27 protein-coding genes and 1 pseudogene are annotated in these 22,083 nt (G+C 67.6%); 5 read left to right on the top strand and 23 right to left on the bottom strand.

Features of this window, described 5'->3' with window-relative positions; all coding sequences use genetic code 11:
- The first annotated feature begins 77 nt into the window (after positions 1–77).
- Positions 78–3,977 carry a DNA-directed RNA polymerase subunit beta' gene (locus AB8735_RS17685; protein ID WP_344031100.1) on the top strand — a complete coding sequence of 1,300 codons (3,900 nt, stop codon included), beginning with the start codon at positions 78–80 and terminating at the stop codon, positions 3,975–3,977.
- Positions 3,978–4,068: 91 nt separating this feature from the next.
- Here AB8735_RS17685 and AB8735_RS17680 read toward each other — a convergent pair whose 3' ends face one another.
- The 15 genes and pseudogenes from AB8735_RS17680 to AB8735_RS17610 form a co-directional block, all read right to left on the bottom strand.
- Positions 4,069–4,770 (bottom strand): hypothetical protein, encoded by a 702-nt coding sequence (locus AB8735_RS17680; RefSeq protein ID WP_372408379.1) that lies wholly within the window; start codon positions 4,768–4,770, stop codon positions 4,069–4,071.
- A 144-nt stretch (positions 4,771–4,914) separates the two neighbouring features.
- Complete coding sequence (locus AB8735_RS17675) at positions 4,915–5,166, bottom strand: hypothetical protein (protein ID WP_372408378.1); 252 nt, start codon at positions 5,164–5,166, stop codon at positions 4,915–4,917.
- On the bottom strand, positions 5,163–5,387 hold the full coding sequence (locus tag AB8735_RS17670) for a hypothetical protein (RefSeq protein WP_372408376.1): 225 nt from the start codon (positions 5,385–5,387) through the stop codon (positions 5,163–5,165). The genes AB8735_RS17675 and AB8735_RS17670 overlap by 4 nt, the downstream gene beginning before the upstream one ends.
- Positions 5,384–5,674: a peptidoglycan-binding protein gene (locus AB8735_RS17665; RefSeq protein ID WP_372411866.1), complete on the bottom strand. Its 291-nt coding sequence runs from the start codon at positions 5,672–5,674 to the stop codon at positions 5,384–5,386. The genes AB8735_RS17670 and AB8735_RS17665 overlap by 4 nt, the downstream gene beginning before the upstream one ends.
- A pseudogene (locus AB8735_RS17660) lies at positions 5,657–6,208 on the bottom strand (glycoside hydrolase family 25 protein); the annotation flags it as partial. The gene AB8735_RS17665 and the pseudogene AB8735_RS17660, both read right to left, overlap by 18 nt.
- A 20-nt stretch (positions 6,209–6,228) precedes the next feature.
- Positions 6,229–7,089, bottom strand: coding sequence for a peptidoglycan-binding protein (locus tag AB8735_RS17655; RefSeq protein ID WP_372408374.1), 861 nt, complete (start codon positions 7,087–7,089; stop codon positions 6,229–6,231).
- Positions 7,090–7,180: 91 nt separating this feature from the next.
- Positions 7,181–7,501, bottom strand: coding sequence for a hypothetical protein (locus AB8735_RS17650; RefSeq protein ID WP_372408373.1), 321 nt, complete (start codon positions 7,499–7,501; stop codon positions 7,181–7,183).
- Positions 7,502–7,526: 25 nt separating this feature from the next.
- Positions 7,527–9,014 carry a phage tail protein gene (locus tag AB8735_RS17645; RefSeq protein ID WP_372408371.1) on the bottom strand — a complete coding sequence of 496 codons (1,488 nt, stop codon included), beginning with the start codon at positions 9,012–9,014 and terminating at the stop codon, positions 7,527–7,529.
- Between the two features lie 29 nt (positions 9,015–9,043).
- Positions 9,044–9,766: a hypothetical protein gene (locus AB8735_RS17640; protein WP_372408369.1), complete on the bottom strand. Its 723-nt coding sequence runs from the start codon at positions 9,764–9,766 to the stop codon at positions 9,044–9,046.
- Positions 9,747–10,889: a hypothetical protein gene (locus tag AB8735_RS17635; RefSeq protein WP_372408368.1), complete on the bottom strand. Its 1,143-nt coding sequence runs from the start codon at positions 10,887–10,889 to the stop codon at positions 9,747–9,749. Before AB8735_RS17635 ends, AB8735_RS17640 begins: the two co-directional genes overlap by 20 nt.
- Entirely contained in the window at positions 10,886–12,019 is a 1,134-nt protein-coding gene (locus tag AB8735_RS17630) for a hypothetical protein (RefSeq protein WP_372408367.1), read from the bottom strand. The genes AB8735_RS17635 and AB8735_RS17630 overlap by 4 nt, the downstream gene beginning before the upstream one ends.
- A gap of 54 nt (positions 12,020–12,073) precedes the next feature.
- Positions 12,074–12,928, bottom strand: a complete 855-nt coding sequence (locus AB8735_RS17625) for a phage tail protein (protein WP_372408365.1) — start codon at positions 12,926–12,928, stop codon at positions 12,074–12,076.
- A 95-nt stretch (positions 12,929–13,023) separates the two neighbouring features.
- Positions 13,024–14,211 carry a hypothetical protein gene (locus AB8735_RS17620; RefSeq protein ID WP_372408364.1) on the bottom strand — a complete coding sequence of 396 codons (1,188 nt, stop codon included), beginning with the start codon at positions 14,209–14,211 and terminating at the stop codon, positions 13,024–13,026.
- 43 nt (positions 14,212–14,254) lie between these two features.
- Entirely contained in the window at positions 14,255–15,337 is a 1,083-nt protein-coding gene (locus AB8735_RS17615; RefSeq protein WP_372408363.1) for a phage tail protein, read from the bottom strand.
- A 40-nt stretch (positions 15,338–15,377) separates the two neighbouring features.
- Entirely contained in the window at positions 15,378–16,118 is a 741-nt protein-coding gene (locus tag AB8735_RS17610; RefSeq protein ID WP_372408362.1) for a hypothetical protein, read from the bottom strand.
- Between the two features lie 102 nt (positions 16,119–16,220).
- Between AB8735_RS17610 and AB8735_RS17605 the strand changes: the two genes are divergently transcribed.
- Positions 16,221–16,688 (top strand): hypothetical protein, encoded by a 468-nt coding sequence (locus AB8735_RS17605; protein ID WP_372408360.1) that lies wholly within the window; start codon positions 16,221–16,223, stop codon positions 16,686–16,688.
- 9 nt (positions 16,689–16,697) lie between these two features.
- Here the strand turns inward: AB8735_RS17605 and AB8735_RS17600 are convergent, their stop codons facing one another.
- The 7 genes from AB8735_RS17600 to AB8735_RS17570 form a co-directional block, all read right to left on the bottom strand.
- Positions 16,698–16,991: a hypothetical protein gene (locus AB8735_RS17600; RefSeq protein WP_372408359.1), complete on the bottom strand. Its 294-nt coding sequence runs from the start codon at positions 16,989–16,991 to the stop codon at positions 16,698–16,700.
- 113 nt (positions 16,992–17,104) lie between these two features.
- Positions 17,105–17,395 (bottom strand): hypothetical protein, encoded by a 291-nt coding sequence (locus AB8735_RS17595; protein ID WP_372408357.1) that lies wholly within the window; start codon positions 17,393–17,395, stop codon positions 17,105–17,107.
- Positions 17,396–17,468: 73 nt separating this feature from the next.
- Positions 17,469–18,047 carry a phage tail protein gene (locus AB8735_RS17590; RefSeq protein WP_372408356.1) on the bottom strand — a complete coding sequence of 193 codons (579 nt, stop codon included), beginning with the start codon at positions 18,045–18,047 and terminating at the stop codon, positions 17,469–17,471.
- A gap of 70 nt (positions 18,048–18,117) precedes the next feature.
- Positions 18,118–18,522 (bottom strand): hypothetical protein, encoded by a 405-nt coding sequence (locus tag AB8735_RS17585; RefSeq protein ID WP_372408354.1) that lies wholly within the window; start codon positions 18,520–18,522, stop codon positions 18,118–18,120.
- Positions 18,523–18,717: 195 nt separating this feature from the next.
- Positions 18,718–19,287, bottom strand: coding sequence for a hypothetical protein (locus AB8735_RS17580; protein WP_372408353.1), 570 nt, complete (start codon positions 19,285–19,287; stop codon positions 18,718–18,720).
- Complete coding sequence (locus AB8735_RS17575) at positions 19,284–19,541, bottom strand: DUF6255 family natural product biosynthesis protein (protein ID WP_372408351.1); 258 nt, start codon at positions 19,539–19,541, stop codon at positions 19,284–19,286. Before AB8735_RS17575 ends, AB8735_RS17580 begins: the two co-directional genes overlap by 4 nt.
- The gene (locus AB8735_RS17570) at positions 19,538–19,711 is read right to left on the bottom strand and encodes a hypothetical protein (protein WP_372408349.1); all 174 of its coding nucleotides are present in this window, start codon (positions 19,709–19,711) and stop codon (positions 19,538–19,540) included. The genes AB8735_RS17575 and AB8735_RS17570 overlap by 4 nt, the downstream gene beginning before the upstream one ends.
- Positions 19,712–19,827: 116 nt before the next feature.
- Here AB8735_RS17570 and AB8735_RS17565 point away from each other — a divergent pair, with 116 nt between their 5' ends.
- Entirely contained in the window at positions 19,828–20,751 is a 924-nt protein-coding gene (locus AB8735_RS17565; protein ID WP_372408348.1) for a helix-turn-helix transcriptional regulator, read from the top strand.
- Positions 20,669–20,857 (top strand): DUF397 domain-containing protein, encoded by a 189-nt coding sequence (locus AB8735_RS17560; protein ID WP_372408347.1) that lies wholly within the window; start codon positions 20,669–20,671, stop codon positions 20,855–20,857. Before AB8735_RS17565 ends, AB8735_RS17560 begins: the two co-directional genes overlap by 83 nt.
- Positions 20,858–20,866: 9 nt before the next feature.
- Here AB8735_RS17560 and AB8735_RS17555 read toward each other — a convergent pair whose 3' ends face one another.
- Positions 20,867–21,541 (bottom strand): hypothetical protein, encoded by a 675-nt coding sequence (locus tag AB8735_RS17555; RefSeq protein WP_372408346.1) that lies wholly within the window; start codon positions 21,539–21,541, stop codon positions 20,867–20,869.
- 264 nt (positions 21,542–21,805) lie between these two features.
- Here AB8735_RS17555 and AB8735_RS17550 point away from each other — a divergent pair, with 264 nt between their 5' ends.
- Positions 21,806–22,066 carry a hypothetical protein gene (locus AB8735_RS17550; protein ID WP_372408344.1) on the top strand — a complete coding sequence of 87 codons (261 nt, stop codon included), beginning with the start codon at positions 21,806–21,808 and terminating at the stop codon, positions 22,064–22,066.
- Positions 22,067–22,083 lie beyond the last annotated feature (17 nt).

Raw genomic sequence — 22,083 nt, 5'->3', positions numbered from 1 at the left:
CAGACCACTGATGTAGAGCCCATACCTCGCTGAGAAAGCGAGAGGGCACGAACCCTGAAAGAGGGATTGACGACAAAGTGCTCGACGTCAACTTCTTCGACGAGCTGCGGATCGGCCTGGCGACCGCGGACGACATCCGAACCTGGTCCCACGGCGAGGTCAAGAAGCCGGAGACCATCAACTACCGCACCCTGAAGCCGGAAAAGGACGGGCTCTTCTGCGAGAAGATCTTCGGCCCCACCCGGGACTGGGAGTGCTACTGCGGCAAGTACAAGCGTGTCCGCTTCAAGGGCATCATTTGTGAGCGCTGCGGCGTCGAGGTCACCCGCGCCAAGGTGCGCCGTGAGCGGATGGGCCACATCGAGCTCGCCGCCCCGGTCACCCACATCTGGTACTTCAAGGGCGTTCCGAGCCGGCTGGGTTACCTGCTGGACCTCGCGCCCAAGGACCTCGAGAAGGTCATCTACTTCGCCGCCTACATGATCACGTGGGTGGACGACGAGCGCCGCACCCGCGATCTGCCGTCGCTGGAGGCCCACGTCTCCGTCGAGCGCCAGCAGATCGAGCAGCGCCGCGACGCCGACCTCGAGGCCCGTGCCAAGAAGCTCGAGTCCGACCTGGCCGAGCTGGAGGCCGAGGGCGCCAAGGCCGACGTGCGCCGCAAGGTGCGCGAGGGTGCCGAGCGTGAGATGAAGCAGCTGCGCGACCGTGCGCAGCGCGAGATCGACCGTCTCGACGAGGTCTGGAACCGCTTCAAGAACCTCAAGGTCCAGGACCTCGAGGGCGACGAGCTGCTCTACCGCGAGCTGCGCGACCGCTTCGGCACCTACTTCTCGGGTGCGATGGGCGCCGCCGCGCTGCAGAAGCGCCTGGAGTCCTTCGACCTGGAGGAGGAGGCCGAGCGCCTCCGCGAGATCATCCGCACCGGCAAGGGCCAGAAGAAGACCCGTGCGCTCAAGCGCCTCAAGGTCGTCTCCGCCTTCCTGCAGACCCGCAACAGCCCCAGCGGCATGGTGCTGGACTGCATCCCGGTGATCCCGCCGGACCTGCGTCCGATGGTGCAGCTGGACGGTGGCCGCTTCGCGACCTCCGACCTGAACGACCTGTACCGCCGCGTCATCAACCGCAACAACCGCCTCAAGCGACTCCTTGACCTCGGTGCCCCCGAGATCATCGTGAACAACGAGAAGCGCATGCTTCAGGAGGCCGTCGACGCGCTCTTCGACAACGGCCGTCGTGGTCGCCCGGTCACGGGCCCCGGCAACCGTCCGCTGAAGTCGCTGTCCGACATGCTCAAGGGCAAGCAGGGTCGCTTCCGTCAGAACCTGCTCGGCAAGCGCGTCGACTACTCGGCCCGTTCCGTCATCGTCGTCGGCCCGCAGCTGAAGCTGCACCAGTGCGGTCTGCCCAAGGCCATGGCGCTGGAGCTCTTCAAGCCGTTCGTGATGAAGCGCCTGGTCGACCTGAACCACGCGCAGAACATCAAGAGCGCCAAGCGCATGGTCGAGCGCGGCCGCACGGTCGTGTACGACGTGCTGGAAGAGGTCATCGCGGAGCACCCGGTTCTGCTGAACCGTGCGCCCACGCTGCACCGCCTCGGCATCCAGGCCTTCGAGCCGCAGCTGGTCGAGGGCAAGGCCATCCAGATCCACCCGCTCGTCTGCACCGCGTTCAACGCGGACTTCGACGGTGACCAGATGGCCGTCCACCTGCCGCTCTCCGCGGAGGCGCAGGCCGAGGCCCGCATCCTGATGCTGTCCTCGAACAACATCCTCAAGCCGGCCGACGGCCGTCCGGTCACCATGCCGACCCAGGACATGGTGCTCGGTCTGTTCTTCCTCACCACCGATGAGGAGGAGCGCGAGGTCAAGGGCGAGGGCCGGTCCTTCGCGTCCGTCGCCGAGGCGATCATGGCGTTCGACGCCCGTGAGCTCTCGCTCCAGGCGAAGGTCGACATCCGCTTCCCGATCGGCACCGTCCCGCCGCGTGGCTGGACCCCGCCGGTGGCGGAAGAGGGCGAGCCGGAGTGGCAGACGGGCGACTCGTTCCGCCTGCGCACCACGCTGGGCCGTGCGCTCTTCAACGAGCTGCTGCCCGAGGACTACCCGTTCGTCGACTACTCGGTGGGCAAGAAGCAGCTCTCCGAGATCGTCAACGACCTGGCCGAGCGCTACCCCAAGGTCATCGTGGCGGCGACGCTCGACAACCTGAAGGCGGCCGGCTTCCACTGGGCGACCCGTTCCGGCGTCACCGTGGCCATCTCCGACGTCGTGGTCCCCGAGGCCAAGAAGGAGATCGTCAAGGGTTACGAGGCCCAGGACGAGAAGGTCCAGAAGCAGTACGAGCGCGGTCTGATCACCAAGGACGAGCGCACGCAGGAGCTCATCGCGATCTGGACCAAGGCGACCAACGAGGTCGCCGAGGCGATGAACGCGAACTTCCCCAAGACGAACCCCATCTTCATGATGGTTGACTCGGGTGCCCGAGGAAACATGATGCAGATGCGGCAGATCGCCGGTATGCGTGGTCTGGTGTCGAACGCGAAGAACGAGACCATCCCGCGTCCGATCAAGGCCTCGTTCCGCGAGGGTCTGTCCGTGCTGGAGTACTTCATCTCCACCCACGGTGCCCGTAAGGGTCTCGCGGACACCGCCCTCCGTACCGCCGACTCGGGTTACCTGACCCGTCGTCTGGTGGACGTCTCCCAGGACGTGATCATCCGCGAGGAGGACTGCGGCACCGACCGTGGCCTCAAGCTGGCGATCGCGGTCCGCGGCGAGGACGGCGTGCTGCGCAAGGCCGACGATGTCGAGACGTCGGTGTACGCCCGCATGCTGGCCGAGGACGTCGTCGTCGACGGCAAGGTCATCGCGCCGGCCAACGTCGACCTCGGTGACGTGCTCATCGACCAGCTCGTCGCCCACGGCGTCGAGACGGTCAAGACCCGCTCGGTCCTCACCTGCGAGTCCGCGGTCGGCACCTGTGCCTACTGCTACGGCCGCTCGCTGGCGACCGGCAAGCTGGTGGACATCGGCGAGGCGGCGGGCATCATCGCCGCCCAGTCGATCGGTGAGCCCGGTACCCAGCTGACGATGCGTACCTTCCACACCGGTGGTGTGGCCGGTGACGACATCACCCAGGGTCTGCCCCGTGTCGTCGAGCTCTTCGAGGCCCGTACGCCCAAGGGTGTCGCCCCGATCTCCGAGGCCGCCGGCCGCGTCCGGATCGAGGAGACCGAGAAGACCAAGAAGATCGTCGTCACCCCGGACGACGGCAGCGACGAGACGGCGTTCCCGATCTCGAAGCGTGCCCGTCTGCTGGTGGCCGAGGGCGACCACGTCGAGGTGGGCCAGAAGCTCACCGTGGGTGCCACCAACCCGCACGACGTGCTGCGCATTCTGGGTCAGCGTGCCGTCCAGGTCCACCTGGTCGGCGAGGTCCAGAAGGTCTACAACTCGCAGGGTGTGTCGATCCACGACAAGCACATCGAGATCATCATCCGGCAGATGCTCCGCCGCGTGACGATCATCGAGTCCGGCGACGCGGAGCTGCTGCCGGGCGAGCTCGTGGAGCGCTCGCGCTTCGAGACGGAGAACCGTCGCGTGGTCCAGGAAGGCGGCCACCCGGCCTCCGGCCGTCCGCAGCTGATGGGTATCACCAAGGCCTCGCTGGCCACGGAGTCCTGGCTGTCGGCCGCCTCCTTCCAGGAGACGACCCGAGTGCTGACGGACGCGGCGATCAACGCCAAGTCCGACTCGCTCATCGGCCTCAAGGAGAACGTGATCATCGGTAAGCTCATCCCGGCCGGTACGGGTCTGTCCCGTTACCGGAACATCCGGGTCGAGCCGACCGAGGAGGCGAAGGCCGCGATGTACTCGGCCGTCGGTTACGACGACATCGACTACTCGCCCTTCGGTACGGGGTCCGGTCAGGCGGTTCCGCTGGAGGACTACGACTACGGGCCGTACAACCAGTAGTCGCGTCCTCTGTGACGCTCGGCAGGGCGGTCATCCCGGGGTTTCTCCGGGGTGGCCGCCCTGCGGCGTTTCCGCGCGGCCCCGACAGGGGTCAGGCCCACGCCCAGGCGCGTTCGAACTCCACCAGCGCCGACTCGGCCCCGTCCTTGCTCACCGCCACAACGGCGTAGGAGTAGTCCTTGCCGCCGGTGACGGTGCGGTCGGTGAACTCCAGCCCGGTCTGCGGCGTGCTGTTGAGCCGTGTCGCGGTGTCCTTGCTGCGCAGGGCGGAGTCCGAGTCCCAGCGGTAGACGACGTAGCCGGCGAGGGACACGTCGTCGTCTTTCGGTTTCTCCCAGCGCAGGGTGATCGCTCCGTCGTCCTCGGTGTGCCACAGGCCGTACGGGATGTCGGGCTGATCGGACTTGCGCGTGATCGCGGTGGGAGTGACCGGCGTCGAGCAGAACCAGCCGGCGATGGGCCGCTGGGGAACCACGCAGATCGAGTAGTAGTAAGGAGTGGAGTCGTCGGGGAGGATGTCGCCGCTCCCTCGGCCGCCGGTCTCGGAGAGGAACCGGGCATCGCTGTCCGGCTGCCCCACGGGGACGGGCGTCGTGGACCGGTACACCATCCAGTGGTCGGCCGGGACCGGAGCCGTCGGCTGGTCCCAGTAGAGGCGGACCCGGCCGTTGTACGAGAGGGCCTGGACGTTGGTGGGCGCCGCACCGGTGTCGCCCTCGTCGGCGGAGGCCGGGAGTGCGAGTCCGACGGTGGCGGCGATAGCCAGTACCGTGCCGATCGCAGTACGGCTCATGGGGTGGAGTCCCCCCTGGCGTTGGAACATGGTGATTCCTGTCGTGTGATTGGTGTGGCGTATGGGTGTGGGGGGACGCCTGCGATGGACCTTATGGGGCGTCAGAATGTTGTCCAGGCCGGGCCGGTGCTGTGATCCCGCCGGTCAGCGGAGCTGTACGAGGGAGACGATCAGCCCGGCGACCGCCGTCAGCGCCACGACACTGGCAAGCGGCCAGCGGGCCCGCTCCAGGGCGTCGAGACGGGTTTCATGATCGGCCAGCTGACGATCGGTCTGGTCGCTGCGCTGGACGAGCAGCGCGAGCGCTCCGTCGACGCGGGCAAAGCCGGCCTCCATCGTGCCGCGCAGCCGCTCCAGTTCGAGGGCGATATCGGTGTGCGGGGCGGACTGGCTCATGGGCGGCCCCGGTCGTCCGTGCGCAGCCAGCGAGGGAGCAACACTTGCACGGCAGGCAGCGCCATGACACGAGCCAGCCCGCCGGCGACGGCCAGCGCGCCGGCGACCCAGGGGAGGGACGCCGGGATGCCGGATACCTCGACGATCGCGGGGAGCGCGACCGCGAGGGCGACGGCGGTCTGGAGGATCGTGCGCAGGGTGCGCTTCGTCTCGTCGGTCATGAGCGCGGCACCTTCAGCGCGTCCCAGCTCGTACGGCCGGGCCAGCCGTCGGCGTCGCTGCCGCTGAAGCCCAGCTTGCGCTGCCAGTTGGCGTACGAGCGGCGGTCCGCTTCGGTCCACTGCGATCCCGGGCCCTGGACGTACGCCGAGCAGTCCTCCTCGACGAGCCGGCGGCCCATGGCGGTGATGACCGATGAGTTGGGCGATCCGTGAAAGAAGTCGCCGCCGGGGAAGGGTACATAGGCGGGCGCCGGTGTTCCGCTGCTGCCCTGCGCCCAGGCCCGCATCTCGGCCCGCGAACCGAAGCGGGCCACATTCGTGTCCACAGGATCATCCGTGAACTGGTGGACGAGCCAGTCGGCTTGGATCTTCGGAGCGCCCGCGTCCACATAGTCGGCGATCCACAGGCCGTCCGCGGCGTAGCTGCTGGAGTCCCGGTTCCGCCAGAAGTCACGGTTGCAGTAGAGGATCACGCGGTGATCGGGGCGCAGCGCCTTCACCTTGCGCAGCATGGCGTCCTTCTCCGCGCAGGACGCGGTGCCGGAGTCGGTGGTCTCCCAGTCGACGGCGAGGACGTCGCCGGCGACGGAGTCGCAGCGCTCGACGAAGAACGCGGCCTGCGCGTCGATGTCGCCGGGGTGGAGGAAGTGGTAAAAGCCGAGGACGAGTCCGGCGTTGCGGGCGCGGTCGGCCTGGTCCCGCATGCGCGGATTGACGTAGGAGCGGCCCTCGGTGGCCTTGACGAAGACGAAGTCGAGGCCGTCCGTGGAGTAGGAGGACGACTGGTAGGACGAGACGTCTATACCCTTGATGGTGCTCATGAAGTTGCCTCTGCCGCCTTTCAGGAGGAGCGGGGGACGTTGAGGGCGTCCCAGGACGACTTGCCGGGCCAGCCGTCGGCGTCGCAGCCGGTGAAGCCGAGCTTGCGCTGCCAACGGCGGTACGACTCGCGGTCGGCGTCCGTCCAACGGGAGTCGGGGCCCTCGGTGTAGGCGGAGCAGCCCTCGGCGGTCAGACGGCGGCCCATGGCCGCGACGACCGGGGAGTCGGGCGAGTTCCTGAAGAAGTCGGCGCCGGGGAAGGGCTCGTTGCCGCTCGGCGGGGTGGGGGCCGAGCCGAGGCGGACGGCGACGCGGGCACGCATTCCGTCCATGGTGAAGCCGAGCGGATCGATCTTGTCGTTCTTCCATTCCTTGTGCCCGATCACGGAGCCCGAACCCCAGCCGTGCGCACGGCAGATGGCGGCCGAGACGCGCTCGATGGCCTCCAGTTGGGCAGCCGGCCAGGGGTCCTTTCCGTCGCCTTCGTTGACGCACTCGAAGCCGTAGAAGCGGACGTTGCCATCGGTGTCCTTGGCGGTCGGGCGGGGGAGCGCGGACTCGTTGATGACAGCGTCGAGTACGGCGCCGTCGCCGAGTCCGGCGTGGTTGGTGCGGCCGTTGCCGACGAGGTGGACGACGCCTTCCTTGTCGATCACGCCGTGGCAGAGCGGGCCGGGGAGCTTGTCGTAGCCGTCGTAGCAGAGATCGACGGAGTCGCGGGTGCCGCTGGAGGCGGTGTGGTGGATGACCACGCCGTTCACCGGGCCCCAGGTGCCCATGTGGTTGCGGTTGTGCTCGCGCCAGTCGCGGTATTCGACGACGGTGATGCCTTCGACGCGGAGGGCGGTGAGGAGCTGGTCGGCGGTGAGAGGAGTCGCCATGCGGGTGTTTCCTTCGGGTACGGGAACGGGCGTGCCCCGGACCGCCGGAAGCGGTGCGGGGCACGCCCGTTGGGCGGGGGCCTGGGATGGCTCAGGCGGGGACGGCGTAGACGACGGTGAGGGTGACCTCGCAGGTCCACGCGAAGCCGGGGAAGGAAGGGCGCCAGGCGTCTTCCACCTCGCACTGCCACGCCTGCCCCGAGGGCGAGATGTACGAGTGCGTGGCGGACTTCGGTTCGTGCTGTCCGTCCGGTTGCGTGGCTTCCATATGAGCCCAGCCGTTGAGAATCAGCCCGCCTTCGGGGACAGCGATCTCGAACGTTCGCGGGTGCTGCAGAGCTGTGAAGGTAAAGCTTCGGGTGACAGTCTCGATGGACTTGATGGCACCGATGAAGATCGAACGAGTGGTCATGGGGCTTCCTTTCCGGGAATCCGGGTTACGCGACCGCGGCCCAGATGGCGTTGGTGTCGTCGATCACGGTGGAAGGGTTGAACGACGCGGGCAGCGACGTCTGGCCGGTGGCCGGGAGGCGGCCGTGGCGTACGAAGGCGCCGGGCATACGGGCGCCCCCGGACGGGCGCAGGCCGTAGTTCGCCCCGACGGCGAAGCCGGGGCCGTCCTGCTTGTCCGCAGGGCCGTTGAGGACGAACGCCACCCAGTAGAACCCGGGCTGCGCGGTGTAAGTCGCCGAGAGCGGGAAGGCGACAGTGTTGCCTTCGAGCACGCGCGGGAAGATGTCCTTCAGCGATGAAGTCGCCGCGACACGCTTGCCGTTGGCGTCGTACAGGCCCGCATACGAGGCGGCGCTGAGCGTGTCGGTCTTGTAAGTGTGGACGTAGAAAGCCAGCTTGTTGATCTCGGTGGGCGCGTGCAGCACGACGCCCATCAGGTAGACCTGGCCGGAGTAGCAGTACTGAGGCTGCATGGGGTTCTTCTCGCCGGGAACCGCCATCGACATGGACGCCGACGCCGGATCGAAGGTCCAGGCCTTGAAGCCGAGATCCACCGGGCCCCAGACGCCGGGCGCGCCGAGGGAGTCGATGTAGCTCTTGCGGACCAGGTGGTCGCCCGTGGTCGGATCGGCCTTCGCCATCGGGACGTTGGCGAAGGTCTTCGTGCCGGAGACGGTCTGGTCACCGGTGAGCGAGACGACCGAGCCGGACGCCGCCGCGCCCAGCGCCGCGGCGTCCAGAGCGATCTGGCCCGTCCTGCCGTTCACCGACAGCACGGCCGCCGACTGCTGGACGTACCGCAGGTCGGCTGCCGCTTGGTCGAGGGCGCCCACGTCGGAGGCGACGAGCTTCACCTCGCCCTTCTTGTCGTTGACGGACGACACGGGGGCGACGGCGCCCGGCGGCAGCTGGGCGGAGGGGACCTTGCCGGAGGCGTCGAGGGCGGCGACGCCGCCCGCCTGGCCGACGGACGCGGCGGGCACGGCCTTGACGTCCGCGGCGGTCAGCTCGACGGCCGCGGCGCTCTTGCCGTTGACGGACTGCACCAGGCCCGGCGCGCCCGCCGGACCCGCCGCGCCGGGGGCGCCGGCCGGGCCGGGCGGGCCGGGTACGGCGACGTAGTGCGGGGCCTCCGGGTCGACGGGGGCGAGATCGGCGAGGTCGACCGTCTTCTGTGCGGCGGGCAGGACAATGTCGTACGTCCGGTTCGCCGGCAGTCCGGCCAGTTGCTCGACGACGGTGTACGTCCAGCCGGCCGGGTTCATGCCCGGGGTGTCCGTGGCCGGCAGGACGGCCTTGATGCGGCCGTCGCCGTCGAGCGGCACGATGATCGGACCGCCGAGGATGGTGTCGCTGCCGGTGTGGGTGAGCAGCGTCGGGGCCCGGAAGGTGACGTTGCCGCTCAGCGGCAGGCCATCCGGGGTGAGGTAGCGGGCGGTGACGGTCACCGTGGGGATGGAGTTGGGCAACACGGGAGTGTCTCCAGGGGAGTTGGGAGAAGTCAGGACTTGAGGCCGTAGAGGGCGCCCGGCGAGCAGGCGACGGTGCCGCCGGGGGCGGTGACGCGGGCCTGCACCTCGAAGGTGACGCGGGTGTCGAAGGGCACCCCGACGGGCTCGGTGAACTCCAGCCGTCCGGTGCCGACGGGTCCCACCGGGACGCCGTTGACCAGCAGGCGGACCTCGCCGCCCTCCGTCGCCTCCATGAGGCAGTGGATGCTGGGGTGCTGGACGATGGCGTCGGTGCGGTAGAGCGTGGTCCAGTCCGTGGCGGAAGTGGACTCCCAACGGCCGGAGTTCACCGCGGTCGGCTGCGGGTACGGGATGTAGGGCCGGGCCAGGCCCTCGCCCGAGGTGTCGTCCGCGACGATGGTGTTGCTGCGGCCGTCGAAGATCTTCACCGACTGCCGGGGTTCGATGTCGGGCGCGTCGGCGCGCACCGCCATGGCGACGGAGCCGTCCTCGCGGCGCAGCATGAAACCGCTCTGCCCGTCGCCGTTGGGCCGGGTGGGGAAGACATCGGTGCTCTGACCGATGAAGAGGAGCTCGGCGCCCTTCTCGCCCTCGGTGCCGCGGACCGCCAGCTGCCCACCGTCGCTGATGACGACGTTGCCGCCCTGGACGCGGTCCATGGCAGGGCGGGTGTTGGCGCTGCCCATTACCGCGCGAACCTGCCGTTCCAGGGCACGGATGCGGTCCAGGAGATCAAGAGGAATCGCGGCCATAGACGTCTTCTTCCAGAATGAGTTTCGCGGTCTCGGCCTTGCCACGGGCCGGGGGCGTCACGGACAGGCCGACGACGCGGTAGCGGGAGTCCGGCATCTCCTCGTGCCAGCCGTCGCGGATGCGCAGCCGGATGTAGGCGCCGATCAGGGCGGGGTTGATCCGGCCGTCCATGCGGATGGTGACCTCGGGGATGAACTCGGGACGGTGCTTGTGGTCCAGCGCGGCGCGGGCCATGTCGTTGAGCACGGTCTTGTCGCGGACCCCGCTGCGGTCGTCCGTGAACTCCAGCCGGGGCCAACCGTCGGCGAGATCCTCCACCCACACCTGGGGGTCGGACATCTGCGGCTGCGACGGGGACGCCTGGTCGTTGTTGGCGGAATCGCCGCGCATCACCACGGCATTGGCCTGGACGGTCGCATCGGAGGGCAGGCTGTAGGTGAGCACTTGGCCCGGGCGGTCGAGCACGATGTCCGAGGCGAGGGCCTCGATCCTGGGGCTGCCCAGCTGAAGGCGTTTGACGCGCTCGCCCGAAACCGTGTCACGGAAGCAGTGGATGCGCCATTCGAAGCCGTTCTCCATCTTGCCGAGCTGCTCGATGATCTCGTGGATCTTCCTCAGCTCGGTGTAGGCGTACTCGGTCCGCGCGTACACCACTCCGGACTTCTCGCCGGTGTAGCTGATGCCGATGTCCCCGCCGGGCTGCGACTGGGCGTGGTCGATCAGCTCGCGGACGATGTCGAACTGGTCGCGGTTGGTGAAGACTTGCTTTTCGGACAGCATCCGGTGATCGAGATACGAGTCGAACGTCCCGGCCTGGATCTGGACCTGGAGTCGCCCCCGCTCGTCGCCGTTGGCCGTGGTCGTCCACAGGATGCCGCCCCACCAGATATCGGAGCCGCGCTCCAGCCAGACCGCGGTACGGCCGGGCCGGAGCGCGGCGCGGGCCCGCCGGGCCAGCGCCTCGTCGGGGAGGGGGACGGTCCCGCGGAGCGATCCCGCCTTGCCGATGTAGTCGTCGAACTCGACGTCGATGAGCGGGAGGGCGTCGATCAGCCGGTCGGTGCGCAGGTCGCAGAAGAGCGCGCGGTAGACGATCTCGGAGGGCCGGGGCGCGAGGCTCATGCGGCGGCCTCGTAGGTGCCCCAGATCTCGTACCAGGAGTTGCTCGACGGCGTGGCGGGGTACGCGCCGCCCACCCGCTTCGACGAGGGCTTTCCATCGGAGTCGTTGCACGACCACCACCGGGCGACACCCGTGCCGGCCGGAAGGCCGGCGAACTGCTTGTCGGACGGGGAGGTCCGGTAGATGTAGCAGCCGCCGAAGTAGTACGCGCCGGAGCCCTGTCCGGTGCGGGCCCGGAAGTTGCCGGGCAGGGCGACGCGCGGTGGCACGGGCAGGGTCACGTACCAGTCGCTGGTGAAGCCGGCGAAACCTCCCCAGCTGGACATCGGTCCTATCTTGAGCGATGCGTAGAACTGGACCTGGGCGCCGACCTTGAGGAATCGGCCGGTCAGCAGGCCGTTCGCGGGCTGGATGTCGCTCTCCGCACCCCACTCCGGGGTGTAGTCCTGCCAGGTCGGCTGCAGGTCCTGCCACTGCTTGCCGTCCCAGCGCTGCAGCCCGGTGCCGGAGTCCCGGTACTGGCCCGGGTAGGCGCCGTCGAAGCCGAGCCCCCGGTCGGCGGGGATGATGCCGCCGGCGGCGACGGTGGCCTGGCGGCGGTCCACCACCGCCTTCTTCCAGTCGATGCCGCCCGTGCCGGCCGAGGCGCCGGCTTTGACGAAGACCTCGGCCAGCGTCAGGGAGGCCGGCGGCGCCGCGGGGGCCTTCGGGAGGCCCGCGGGCACGCCCGGGACCACCTCGATCACGGCGGCGGTGTTGCCGGAGGCGTCCTGCTGGTCGTCGTAGACGCGCAGGACGACCAGGTCGATGCGGGGGTTGCCCGCGTCGCCGTCGGTGAAGGTGATGCTGGTGTACTCGGGGACGTAGACCGGGTAGGCGCCGGCGGCGGCGGTGCCCTGGACGATCGCGCGGCCCGGGGCGACCCGGGTGCTCATGCCGCTGCCGCCGGCCTCGACGGCCAGGCCGGTGATGGTGTCACGTCCGTTGGGGGATCCGGGGATCACACCGGGGCGGGAGGTCAGGGAGCCGGTCGGGGCCATGGTGCCGAGCGGGGAGAGCCGGGTGTCCAGGCGGGTCTGGCCGCCCTCGCCGTTGACGGTGTTGAGCAGCCACGCACTGCCGATGTTCATGTCGTTCTCCAAGAGGGTTCGTGTGTACGGGACTTGGCCTGACGGGGCCGCTGTTCACCAATGGGCGTTGCGCCAGGTGATGGTCACCGTGGCGCTGTCGCCCGGGGCGCCCGGCGTCGCGCGGAACGCGAACTCGTTCTCTCCGGGCGAGAGTTGGAAGAGCTGTTCCGGTGTCGAGAACGGCATCGCGGTGTGCAGGCGCGAGGCGGTGCCGTTGAGCGTCACAGTGCCCGTGTTGGTGTCGACGGTCAGTACGTCCGAGGGGGCGAGCGTGATGTCGTATTCGATCCGGAGGCCGTCGTTGAGCCGGACCAGGGACGGGCGGGTGACCTGCCCCCGGAACTCGATGACGGGGCTGGTCGGCGCGTCACCGGTGTTGACCGCGGTGACCAGGCCCGCGGAGCCGCTCCGCCCCCAGCCGAGGGGCCAAGCCAGGCTGTCCGCGCCGTTGCCGTTGTCGCGCCGCCAGGACAGGCCGTTCTCCGGGAGCGGCAGGCCGGCCTGTGCCCACTGCTGCTCGGTGCCGAAGCGGCGGGGATCGGTGCAGACCCACTGCACGGTCGCCTTGGCCGCGCCCCGGGTGGCGAACATCCGGTCGTGCGGGACGACGCGCTGGGTCACCCGGGCCCGGCAGGCCAGCGTCTCGCCGTGGAGGCGGACGGCCAGCCACTGCTCGCCGGCGTGGACGCCGGTCGCCGCGTTGAAGGCGCGCGCGACGGCGGCGGCGCGGGAGCGGTCCTCCGGCAGCAGCCAGACGGGCGCGGTGACGGTACGGGCCTGGGCCCACTGCGCGCCGGGCCAGGCGCCGTGCTGGTCGGGGCGGAGCACGTCGCCGCTGTCCAGGCCGGGGAGGTCGGCCCAGCCGGTCAGGCCGGTGTCGGCGATCTGGTAGTCGGTACCGGGGCCCATAAGAAGTCCGGCCCACTGGATCTGCCCGTCTTGGGTGATCAGTGAGCCGGGGGGCTGTTCTGTAGTTGTGGTGATCGGTGGCATGGGGGTGGGCCTCACCTTCTGATGCTGTGTGTCTGCGCGAGGAAGAGCAGTTCCTCCGCGATGCTGTGGGAGCCGCGGCCCTCGGGCTCGTAGTAGTGGGTCAGGGCGGGCCGGCCTGGGGCGCGTCGTTCGGCCGTCGCATGCGCCAATTCCCGGGTACGGGTGAGGAGTCGGTCGAGTTTCGAGAGCGGGAGCACGGCCTCGGCCTCTCCGGCCTCGGCGAGGATGACGGGGACGCCGCCGTCGCGGGGGGAGACGACGCCGCCCTGGGCGAGCATCGGGATCCGGTCCAGGTCGAAGCCGAACTTCTTGCCGAGGAAGTTGACGTGGATCGTGTTCAGGGCGTCGATCACCATGTTGGCGAAGCTGATGATCCCGTTCACCGGGGCCTTCAGGATGCCGACGGCCATGAGGAATCCGGTCTTGATGAACTCGCCCAGGCCGTGGACGAGTTGCTCCCACGCCTTGCCGGTGTCCTTGATGCCGCCCGAGATGTCGCCCTTGAGGAACTTCTTCGCGGGTTCGAGGAAGAGCTTGATGCCGGTGAACACGCCGGTGACGAGGGTGAGAGCGAACTCGATGTGCGGCTCGATCACCGTCATGGCGCGCGAGATCATCCGCTCGGCGCTCTCGAACACCGCGCTCGTGATCCGCTTGCCCGTCTCCGAGTTCATGGCGAACTCGATGAGTTGCTCGGCCATGGGGAGGAGCAGGGTGGTGAGGAGGGCGAGAGGGCTGGCCTTCATGACCAGGTTCACGGCCTGCATCACGCCGCTGGCGATTTTGATCTGCCCGGAGAACTTGCCGACGATGCCGCCGAGTTTGCCGAGCAGTTTGCCGAACAGGGCGAAGCCCTTGGAGAGGGCGGCGATTCGGAGGGCGAAGCCCTTGGCCCAGCGGTTGGTCTGCTGGAGCGAGGTTTTCTTCTTTTGCAGCCCTGGAATGGCGGCGTTGGTCTGTCTGCCGGAGTTCTTAAAGGAGGCTGCTGTTGCGTCGCCCTGTGTCGTGGTCTGTTTGTAGGGCTGTGTGACCGTGCCCATCGTGCGGTGAGCACGGTCGAGGGCGCCGGCGGCGGAGATGATGTGCTGTGTGGCCGGTGTCAGGCTCCGCGACAACTGCCTCAGCACCGAGGCGAAATTGGAGGCGGCGGCGGGGGCATTGGTGAGCGGATTGGCCGGTAGCGCTGTTGCAGCTGCCACTGTGAGGATCCTCCCTCCTTCGGTGGTATTGGCAACGTTTATGTCAGCCGCGGGCCTTGGCGAGGAACATCAGCGACATGGCGGTCTCCCGGGGATCGCTGACCTGGGTGGCGTAGTAGTTCTCGATGTGGAATCCGGCACCGTTGGCGGGCCCGCCCACCCCGGCTGATGCCAGTCGGCTTTCGACAGCCGTACGGGTCAGCAACCTGTCCAGCTTGGACAGCGGCATGACTGCCTCGGACTCGCCTGCCTCGGCGACGATGGCCGGCAGACCACCGCTGCGCGGCGAAACGATGCCGCCTTCGGCGAACGTCGGGATGTTCGGGATCTCCGGGATGTTGATGGTGAAGCCCTTACCGCCGATGAGGGGCACCCAACTCGGGACGGAGACATGGATCCCGTTTACGGCCCTGATCGCCGAGTTGATGAGGTCGATCATCGTTCGGAGCGGGTACGTCGCGGCATTGAGAATGCCCTTGAAGACATCTTGGGCCCACTTGGGCAGGGAGTCCCAGGCAGCCTTCGCAGCGTCCTTGACGCTCCGGAACCCGTTGGGGATGTCACTGACGATCCAGGCAAGGACGGGCGCGATCGCGAGCTTGATGCCCTTCCAGACGAGGTCCATGAGTTTGCCCGTGGCCTTCATGATGGGCTTGATGACCGTCATGGACTTTTCGACGGCCTTCTGAATTACAGAGAAGGCGGTCCTCATGATCTTCTTCATCGTCTTCGACTTGGACGCCATGGCGACGACCTTCTCGATGAGCGGAGTGAAGAGATCGAGCAACATCCCGATGACGTTGCTCTTCATGGTCTTGTTCAGACCCTTGGAGTTGCGGTCGGCGCCCTTGGTCTCCCGGCCATACTTGCCCACGGGGGCGGCGGCGTTACCCGCTGCCTTGCCGTTCTTGGTGATGGCCCTGGCCGACTGGTCGGCATTGGTCTTGGCGGTTTTGAGCTCGCGGCCGACCTGCTGCACGGGCGTCTTGACCTTGCCCATGTTGGTGCTTAGTGCACCGGTCCGGTTGCTCAGATTCTGGGTGGACCTGCCCAGGCCGTCGACAGCTCCTTTGAAGGGGCGAGCGATATTCGTGCCGCTGCGCATTGATTGGACGAGTGTCGTCATGGTTCAAGCCATTCGGTTATATTGTCCGCGAAAATCGTTCCTAGTGGCCGATCGCGTTGGTGACTCCGGATATCGAGGTAGGTAGTTTCTTGAGCGTTGAGTCCAGCTCCTTTGCCTGCTTCTCCATGCCCTTCATGACCTTATCGGTGTCGGCGCTCTTCTTCTTCGAATCCTTGTCGGCCTTGTCGAGTCTCTCGTATTCCTTGAGGAGCTTTGTGACGGTTTTTCTGTACTGCCCTAGGGCTTTCTGGGCGTTCTTCTGGGTGTCCGGGCGTGGGGATTGTTCGGTGATTCTCCGAGCCTTTTCATAGGCTTCTTTATCGCGATATTTCTCCGGTGTCAGCTTGCCTATCCGTTTTTCTGCCAGCGCGGCGCTGGATTTTTCGTCCAGCGCCCACGGCCAGGTGACTACCTGCTTACCGAAGAAGTAGTAACCTTTTTCGTCCACCTTGAAGGCCGTGGCATCCGCCTTTGCCAGGGTGAAGCCTCCGGCCAGGGCCCCGAGGGACACCTTGGCGCCGTCGGCGCTGACGCCCGCGCCGCTTGCACTCGCGCTGAGGCCTGTTGCGCCGGCGCTCATACCGGTAAGGCTGAGGCTGATTTCGGTCACCGACTTGCTGAGGCCATTGACCGTTTCGCTGATGTTATTCTGCGTGCGAGTCAGGCCATTTACGGTCTCGACTAGGTCCGCCGCATTATGTTTTTCTGACTTGAAATCCCACCTCCTCCCTTCGGGTAGCGAAGGTAGGGAATCATTGACGGACGGCCCTTCGGGGGGCATCTCTCACCTGCCTGTTCGGGGTTGTATTCTCCGGCCATGTCTTTGTTTGTCGGCCCACCTGTGGTACCTTCGGGAAGATTGTTTTCTTGTTAGGGGGTTGCGATGGTGAAAAGTGGGTTCATTGAAAACGTTTTTATTGTGGTGGATGTCTTCGTAGTTTTGGTCATCCTTGCTGTCGGGGTCTTTCCCTTCGGGATTCGGCCGCTCTTCACCGATCGAATATTGAGGAAGCGTGGGGTGACCGTCAAAGCGCGCTGCGCAGGTGAACACTACAGGTCTGAGGGGCAGGTTTCCGAGAAATTTAATTTCAGGACCCTTGAGGGGCAGCGTTTCACCTATCGCAGTCCGCTGTGGGGCCCAAGGGTTTCCGAGGCTGGCGAGATTCTGGATATCGTCTATGACCCAAAATCTCCCTCGCGCAGGGTGCGCACGGTCAGAGAGCTCGAACAGCGCTCCTGGGCCTGGGTCATGCTATGGGGCGGGCTGGCCTGCATAATCCTCATGCAGCTCATGACGTGGGGAGTGCTCGCTTTTGTGGATTACTTGAGGTCGAGTATGGAAACCACATGACGGCAGGAATCAGGCGAAGAAGCGAATGAGTTGGTCCGGTTCGTGAAGGGTTTCCGGTCGCCCTTCCTCCACCTCCGGAAGTTCGATCGCCTCATCGTCGTGGCCCGGCCTCGGGACTGGTTCCGGATAGGGAAGCGGTTCCGCGTCCTCGTCGCTGTTCATGGAGATGGTGATCCAGTTGGCGACAGCCAGGTGATCGGTGATCGCCGCCAGAAGATGGGTGTTCGGATCCCATTCCACGGTCTCGCCGTGCAGGTCGCGGTTGACTGCGCTGTCGCGTGGCAAGTGCTTGACCAGCACCATGAGCCGTCGCGCAGACAACGACCCCCGGTGCCAGTCCAGCAAGTCCACGCCGTAATGCCGCAGCAGATCGGCTTCGAGAGCCTCGGCGTGTTCCTCTACGAACGCGTCGAGGCTCAGTCTTCCCCCAGGCCCAGCCCCGTCTCCTTGCCGTAGGCCTCAAGAATCGCCGCGATGTCCTGCATCGTGACGTCGTGCTCCTCGAAACGGGCGAACTGTTCCTTGCCCATCAGCAGGCCCAGCAGGCCGTCGACGTCGTTGTCGTCGAGCTCGCGCAGACCGCGGGCCGTGCGGTGGTTGATCTCCGTGGGGAGTTCGAAGGTGTCGCCGTCCAGGGAGAACGACCAGGCGCGGCCCTGGGCCTCCAGGCGCTGGGCGCGGGCGGCGTTGACGTCGAATGCGGGCATGACTGCTCCTGTTGAGAAGTAGGGGAGGGAGGAAGGCGGGTGCCGCCCACATGGGGCGGCACCCGTCGGGGAATTACTTGGCCGCGCCGACCGCGTACGCCTTGTCCTTCATCAGCCAAGTCGCCAGCGCGGCACCCGGCTTGGAGGACAGAGCGGTGAAAGTGACGCCCAGCTTGACCGCACCCTTGCGGTTGAGGTCGATGTCGTCGCTGACGGTCACCAGACCGCGCGGGACGACGAATCGGTAGCGGACGTCCCCACCGTCGTTGAACTCGATGCCGAGCGCGCGCTCGTCCTCGCCCTGGTCGCTCTGGATCTCGTACTTGTAGAGGCCCGAGTTCGGGGCCGTCTCGACGACATCGCCGCCGCCGAAGAAGAACGGCAGCGTGTCCTCGTTGAGCTGGAGCATGCCGAACTTCACGGTCAGCTCGCGCTCGGTGTAGATCGTGCGCGCCGGGGTCAGCGACTGCCAGGTGTCGACGTTGGCGGTCTTGCCCTTGCGGCCGAACTTCACGCCGTCGGTGCTGGTGTAACCCAGATCGTGCCAGGCGGCGCCCCACTCGGCGGTGGTGTCCGCCGGGGCGTCGGCGCCAACCTTGGCGATGAGGATCCGGCCGGTGCCGGCGACGCGGATCTCGTTGGGGTTCTGCATGAGGTTCTCCTTGAGGAAAGGGATGAGAAAAGGCCCTGCCGTCGGTCGGCAGGGCCTGTGCAGAGGAAAGTCAGGCGGGACGGAGTGCGAACCACACCGTCGTGCGGTAGCGGTTGGCCCCCGGCCGGTTGTAGTCCGGGAACCAGCGAACCGCTTCTGTCTCGACGACGTCGTGGACGACCGCCGATCCGTAGACGGTGCCCCGGAGCTGGAGGAGCGCGGTGCGGACCAGGAGCGACAGTGTGTGCGCCGCCGTCTTGTCCGGGCCGTAGACCTCCAACTCGACGAGCGGCTGGTCGAGATGGAGGTCGTCCACCCAGGCGCCGCCGGTCCGGGAGACCAGCACCGCCTTCTGTGTGCCGTCGAAGCCGGCGGGCGGGTGGTTGTCGATGGTCACCCCGGCCAGCTCCGAGCGGAGCTTGAGGTGGTCGATGATGAGGCGTTCCACATCGGGGAACGTGATGGGGGCTTCCATTACATGAGTGCTCCTTTCGAGCAGGCGGGACGCGCTGGGCGGGCGCACGGCGTGCGGAGGGAGAGGGAGGGGCTGTACGGCCCGCCCAACGCGAAGCGGCGGATGCTGCCGCCCTGTTGAGGACGCAGCTCCGCCGCTGCAGCTATTCTGAATGAGATCGCGCGAGAGCGCAACAAGAAGTTTTGGGGGCGCGCGTTACGCGGTGTCGATCACGTTCTCTGGGTGGTCCAGCCATACGCGACTGCCGTCGCCGTCCACCGTCATCCCGAAGTGCTCGGGCGGCGGCGAGCCCTGGCCGAGCCACCAGGCGTACGCCGCCTCCGCCTCGTCCCAGAGGCGGCGCGGGCCGCCCTGCCAGACGAGCGTCGTCAGTGTCTCGTCCTCGCGGAACAGGACGCACGCCCACGACGGGTCGCCGTCCAGGGCGCGCAGCCACACCGGGCGGGTGCCGTAGCGCGCCTTGTCCGCCGCGTACTGGCGGCAGCCGTGCAGCCGGACGCCCAGGGCGAACTCCACCTCCGGGCGGCAGAAGTCCGTCTCCGTGAGCGTCGTCGTCGAGACGTCGCCCTCGGCGTAGAGGTCCTGGGGCGGCGGGGGAGGGGTGCACGGGCCGTTCGCGGGTCCGGCGGGTCCGACGAACCGGCCCTCCGCGCGTCGGCCGTCCTCCGACACGGTCAGGTGGGCCGACACCTGCTGGTCGCTGTACCTGGTCCGCCAGGGGACGGTCAGGATCGTGCCCGGGCGGGCGTCCATGAGGGTGTTCACGCGGCCACCGCCCAGCGGGGGCGCCGCCGGAGCAGGCGGGCGCGGGCCTCCAGGAAGCGGGTGCCCAGGAGGGCGATGGCGGTCGCCGCGGCGGTGGCGCGGTCGGTGCCGGACTTCGCGCCGAGGGCGTCGTCGTCCGGCGGGAGCCGCAGGGGGCCGTAGGAGTCGTGGCGTTCGACGCCGCAGTCGTCGCAACGGCGGGCTCCGCGGTCGAGTGTCGTCCAGCCGTTGGCGTGTGGGCAGTTGGTGCTCATCGGGCCTGCTTCTCCTCGCGCGTCGCGAGGCGGAGCGCCTCCGGTGGGGCTTCCCACTCGCGGCCGCCGCCGGGCGGTCTCACGTAGACGCTGCGGCCGACGGTGGCCATGACCTGTGCGAGCGTCGCGGTACGCGTGTCCACGACATAGGTCCCTTCGCGGTACGACACGGAACGTCCCCTTCGGGTTGTGCTGGGCGGAAGGAGCTTCCAGCGTGGTGGCGTGAAACTACGCTCGGCAAGCGAGAGCTGGATGCAATTGCCGTGCACGGTCGGGGAGTTAGCCTGTGGCCAAGGGTGTTGGATCGGGTCGGACGAAGCCGTCGAAGTTCGGGTGGCGGTTCTTCGGACAGGAGCTGAAGCGGAAGCGGGAGGAGGCCGGGCTCACGCAGACCGGGCTGGGGGTGCGGGTGGCCTGTTCCGGGTCGTACCTCGGGCAGTTCGAGTCCGGGGTCAGGAAGCCGCAACTCGACTACGCGAAGCGGATTGATGTCGAGCTGGGTACGGATGGGCTCTTCGAGCGGATCTGTACGGAGCTGATCGACCTGGAGTCGGAGTATGACGACTACTTCGAGGGGGCCCGGTATCTTGAGGGGCTGGCCGTGGCCCTCCATGAGTACAGCATGAGGTTTGTTCCCGGCCTGTTGCAGACGGAGGCCTATGCCAAGGCGGTGATTCTCGGCGCCTGGCCGCTGGAGCAGGAAGAGACCATCGACGCATGGGCCGCCCCGCGGATGCAGCGTCAGCTCATCCTTGAGCACCCAACACGGCCGATGTTGACCGTGGTTATCGATGAGAGTGTGCTTCGGCGGCCGGTCGGTGGAGCGTCGGTGATGTATGAGCAGTTGAAGCGCTTGGCCGTGATGATGCGCAGGCGGCGCATCCTGCTCCAGGTGGTGCCGTACAGCGCGGGGGCTCCGCCGCTGCAGGGTGATGTGAAGGTCATGGAGTTCGAGGACGCTCCGCCGGTGGTCTATACAGAGGGCGCCATGTCGGGTGGTCTGCACGACGCACCGGCAAAGGTCGCTCTGTACACCAGGGCGCTTGAGTTCACGAGGTCGGTGGCGCTGTCGCCGAAGGACTCACTGGCGTTGATCGAAGCAGTGGCAGAGGAGTACAAACGTGAGCATGAGCGCGGTGGCTTGGCGCAAGAGCAGCTACAGCGGCGGAGGGGGCGGTGGTTCCGACGGCTGCGTCGAAGTCGCCGATGACATACCCGGCATAGTCCCCGTCCGGGACTCCAAGGCCCCCCATCGGCCACCCCTCGCCTTCCCCGCCCCCGCCTGGGGCGCCTTCGTCGCCCACGTGCGGGGGTGAACGGACCTCTCACCGCATCCGCAGCAGCTCCTCCCGGACCTTCGCAATCGTGCCCTCCACGTCCCGATACCGGTCCGGGATCACCATGGCCGGTAGGAACACCACGATCCCCGCGTCGAGTTCGCGCAGCTCGTCCGCGGCCGCGTTGAGGCGCGTCTCCAGGGTGTACCTGCCGCTCGTCATCGGGTGCACCCACGCCAGCTCGTGGGCCGCGGCGGTCAGGGCCACATGGATGCGGGCGCGGATCGGCTCCAGCGTCGAGTGCAGGTCGAGCAGCCGCTTGTGGCGTCGCTCCACCCTCCTTGCCAGGCGTTCCAGGTTCTTGAGGGTGCGCTTGGAGGACTTGATGAGGGAGCTGAGGTCCTTGTGAAGCACCGGGAGGGGCTCCGGGGTGTTTCCGGTGACAAGGTTGAAGTACGAGTAGTCGCCGCGCGCGTTCACATATGTGGTCGCCATCTCAGTGAAGGCTTCCCGCATACCGCTGTGGCCGTCGAAGAAGTCCCGCTCGGGCTTGGCCGGCAGGCCGTCGCCCCGGTCCAGCATCTCCTCGACGGCCGCACGCACCTCTGTATAGCGGTCGAAGGCGATGCCCAGCGCGACATGCAGGGCGTCCGCCTCGCGGAGCTGTTCCCGTATCGCGTCGGGCAACCCGTCGCCGTCCTTCTTGTCCTGCCGCCCCCACACGCCCGGTTCTCCTGCCGTCCGGTTTCCGCCCCCTTCGCGGCTGATCCTAAGTTGCCGCGTGCCGGGGGCCGTCGCGCGCTGTTCCCCTGAGCGGACGGTGTGTCAGTGGCTCGGGTTAGGTTAGGGCGATCGCACACACTCCTGGGTGCCCTGGCTGAAAGCCATGGGTGCACGGGAGATGTCACGGGGGGCGGCGTTGAATTGGCAGACAGCACCTGGGGGTGGCATGAGTGAGCGATTCCTGATGCGCGAAGGGTTCGCCCGGTGAGCGCGCACAGTGACCGGCTCGTCGATGTCGTGGCGGCGACCATGGAGGTGGCGGCCGAGGCCGGTCATTCGGGGACGTTCACCGATGAGGTGGCCCAGGTGCTGGCGGCCGTCGTGGGAAAGGTGGCCGAGAGGACGGTGGATGCGGCGGTGCTGGACGGATTCGTCAGCGGGTGGCAGGAAGCGGTGCAGGCGATGGACTCGGAGGGTGGGCCGTCGGAGGCCCAAGTGCTGCGAATACACCACAGCAACGAGTGAGGCCGGGTGGTGGGCCG

Source organism: Streptomyces luteireticuli (assembly GCF_041519305.1).
GTDB lineage: Bacteria > Actinomycetota > Actinomycetes > Streptomycetales > Streptomycetaceae > Streptomyces > Streptomyces luteireticuli.
Note: the sequence above shows the minus strand (reverse complement) of the source record. Positions and strands in the feature narration are given on the sequence as shown.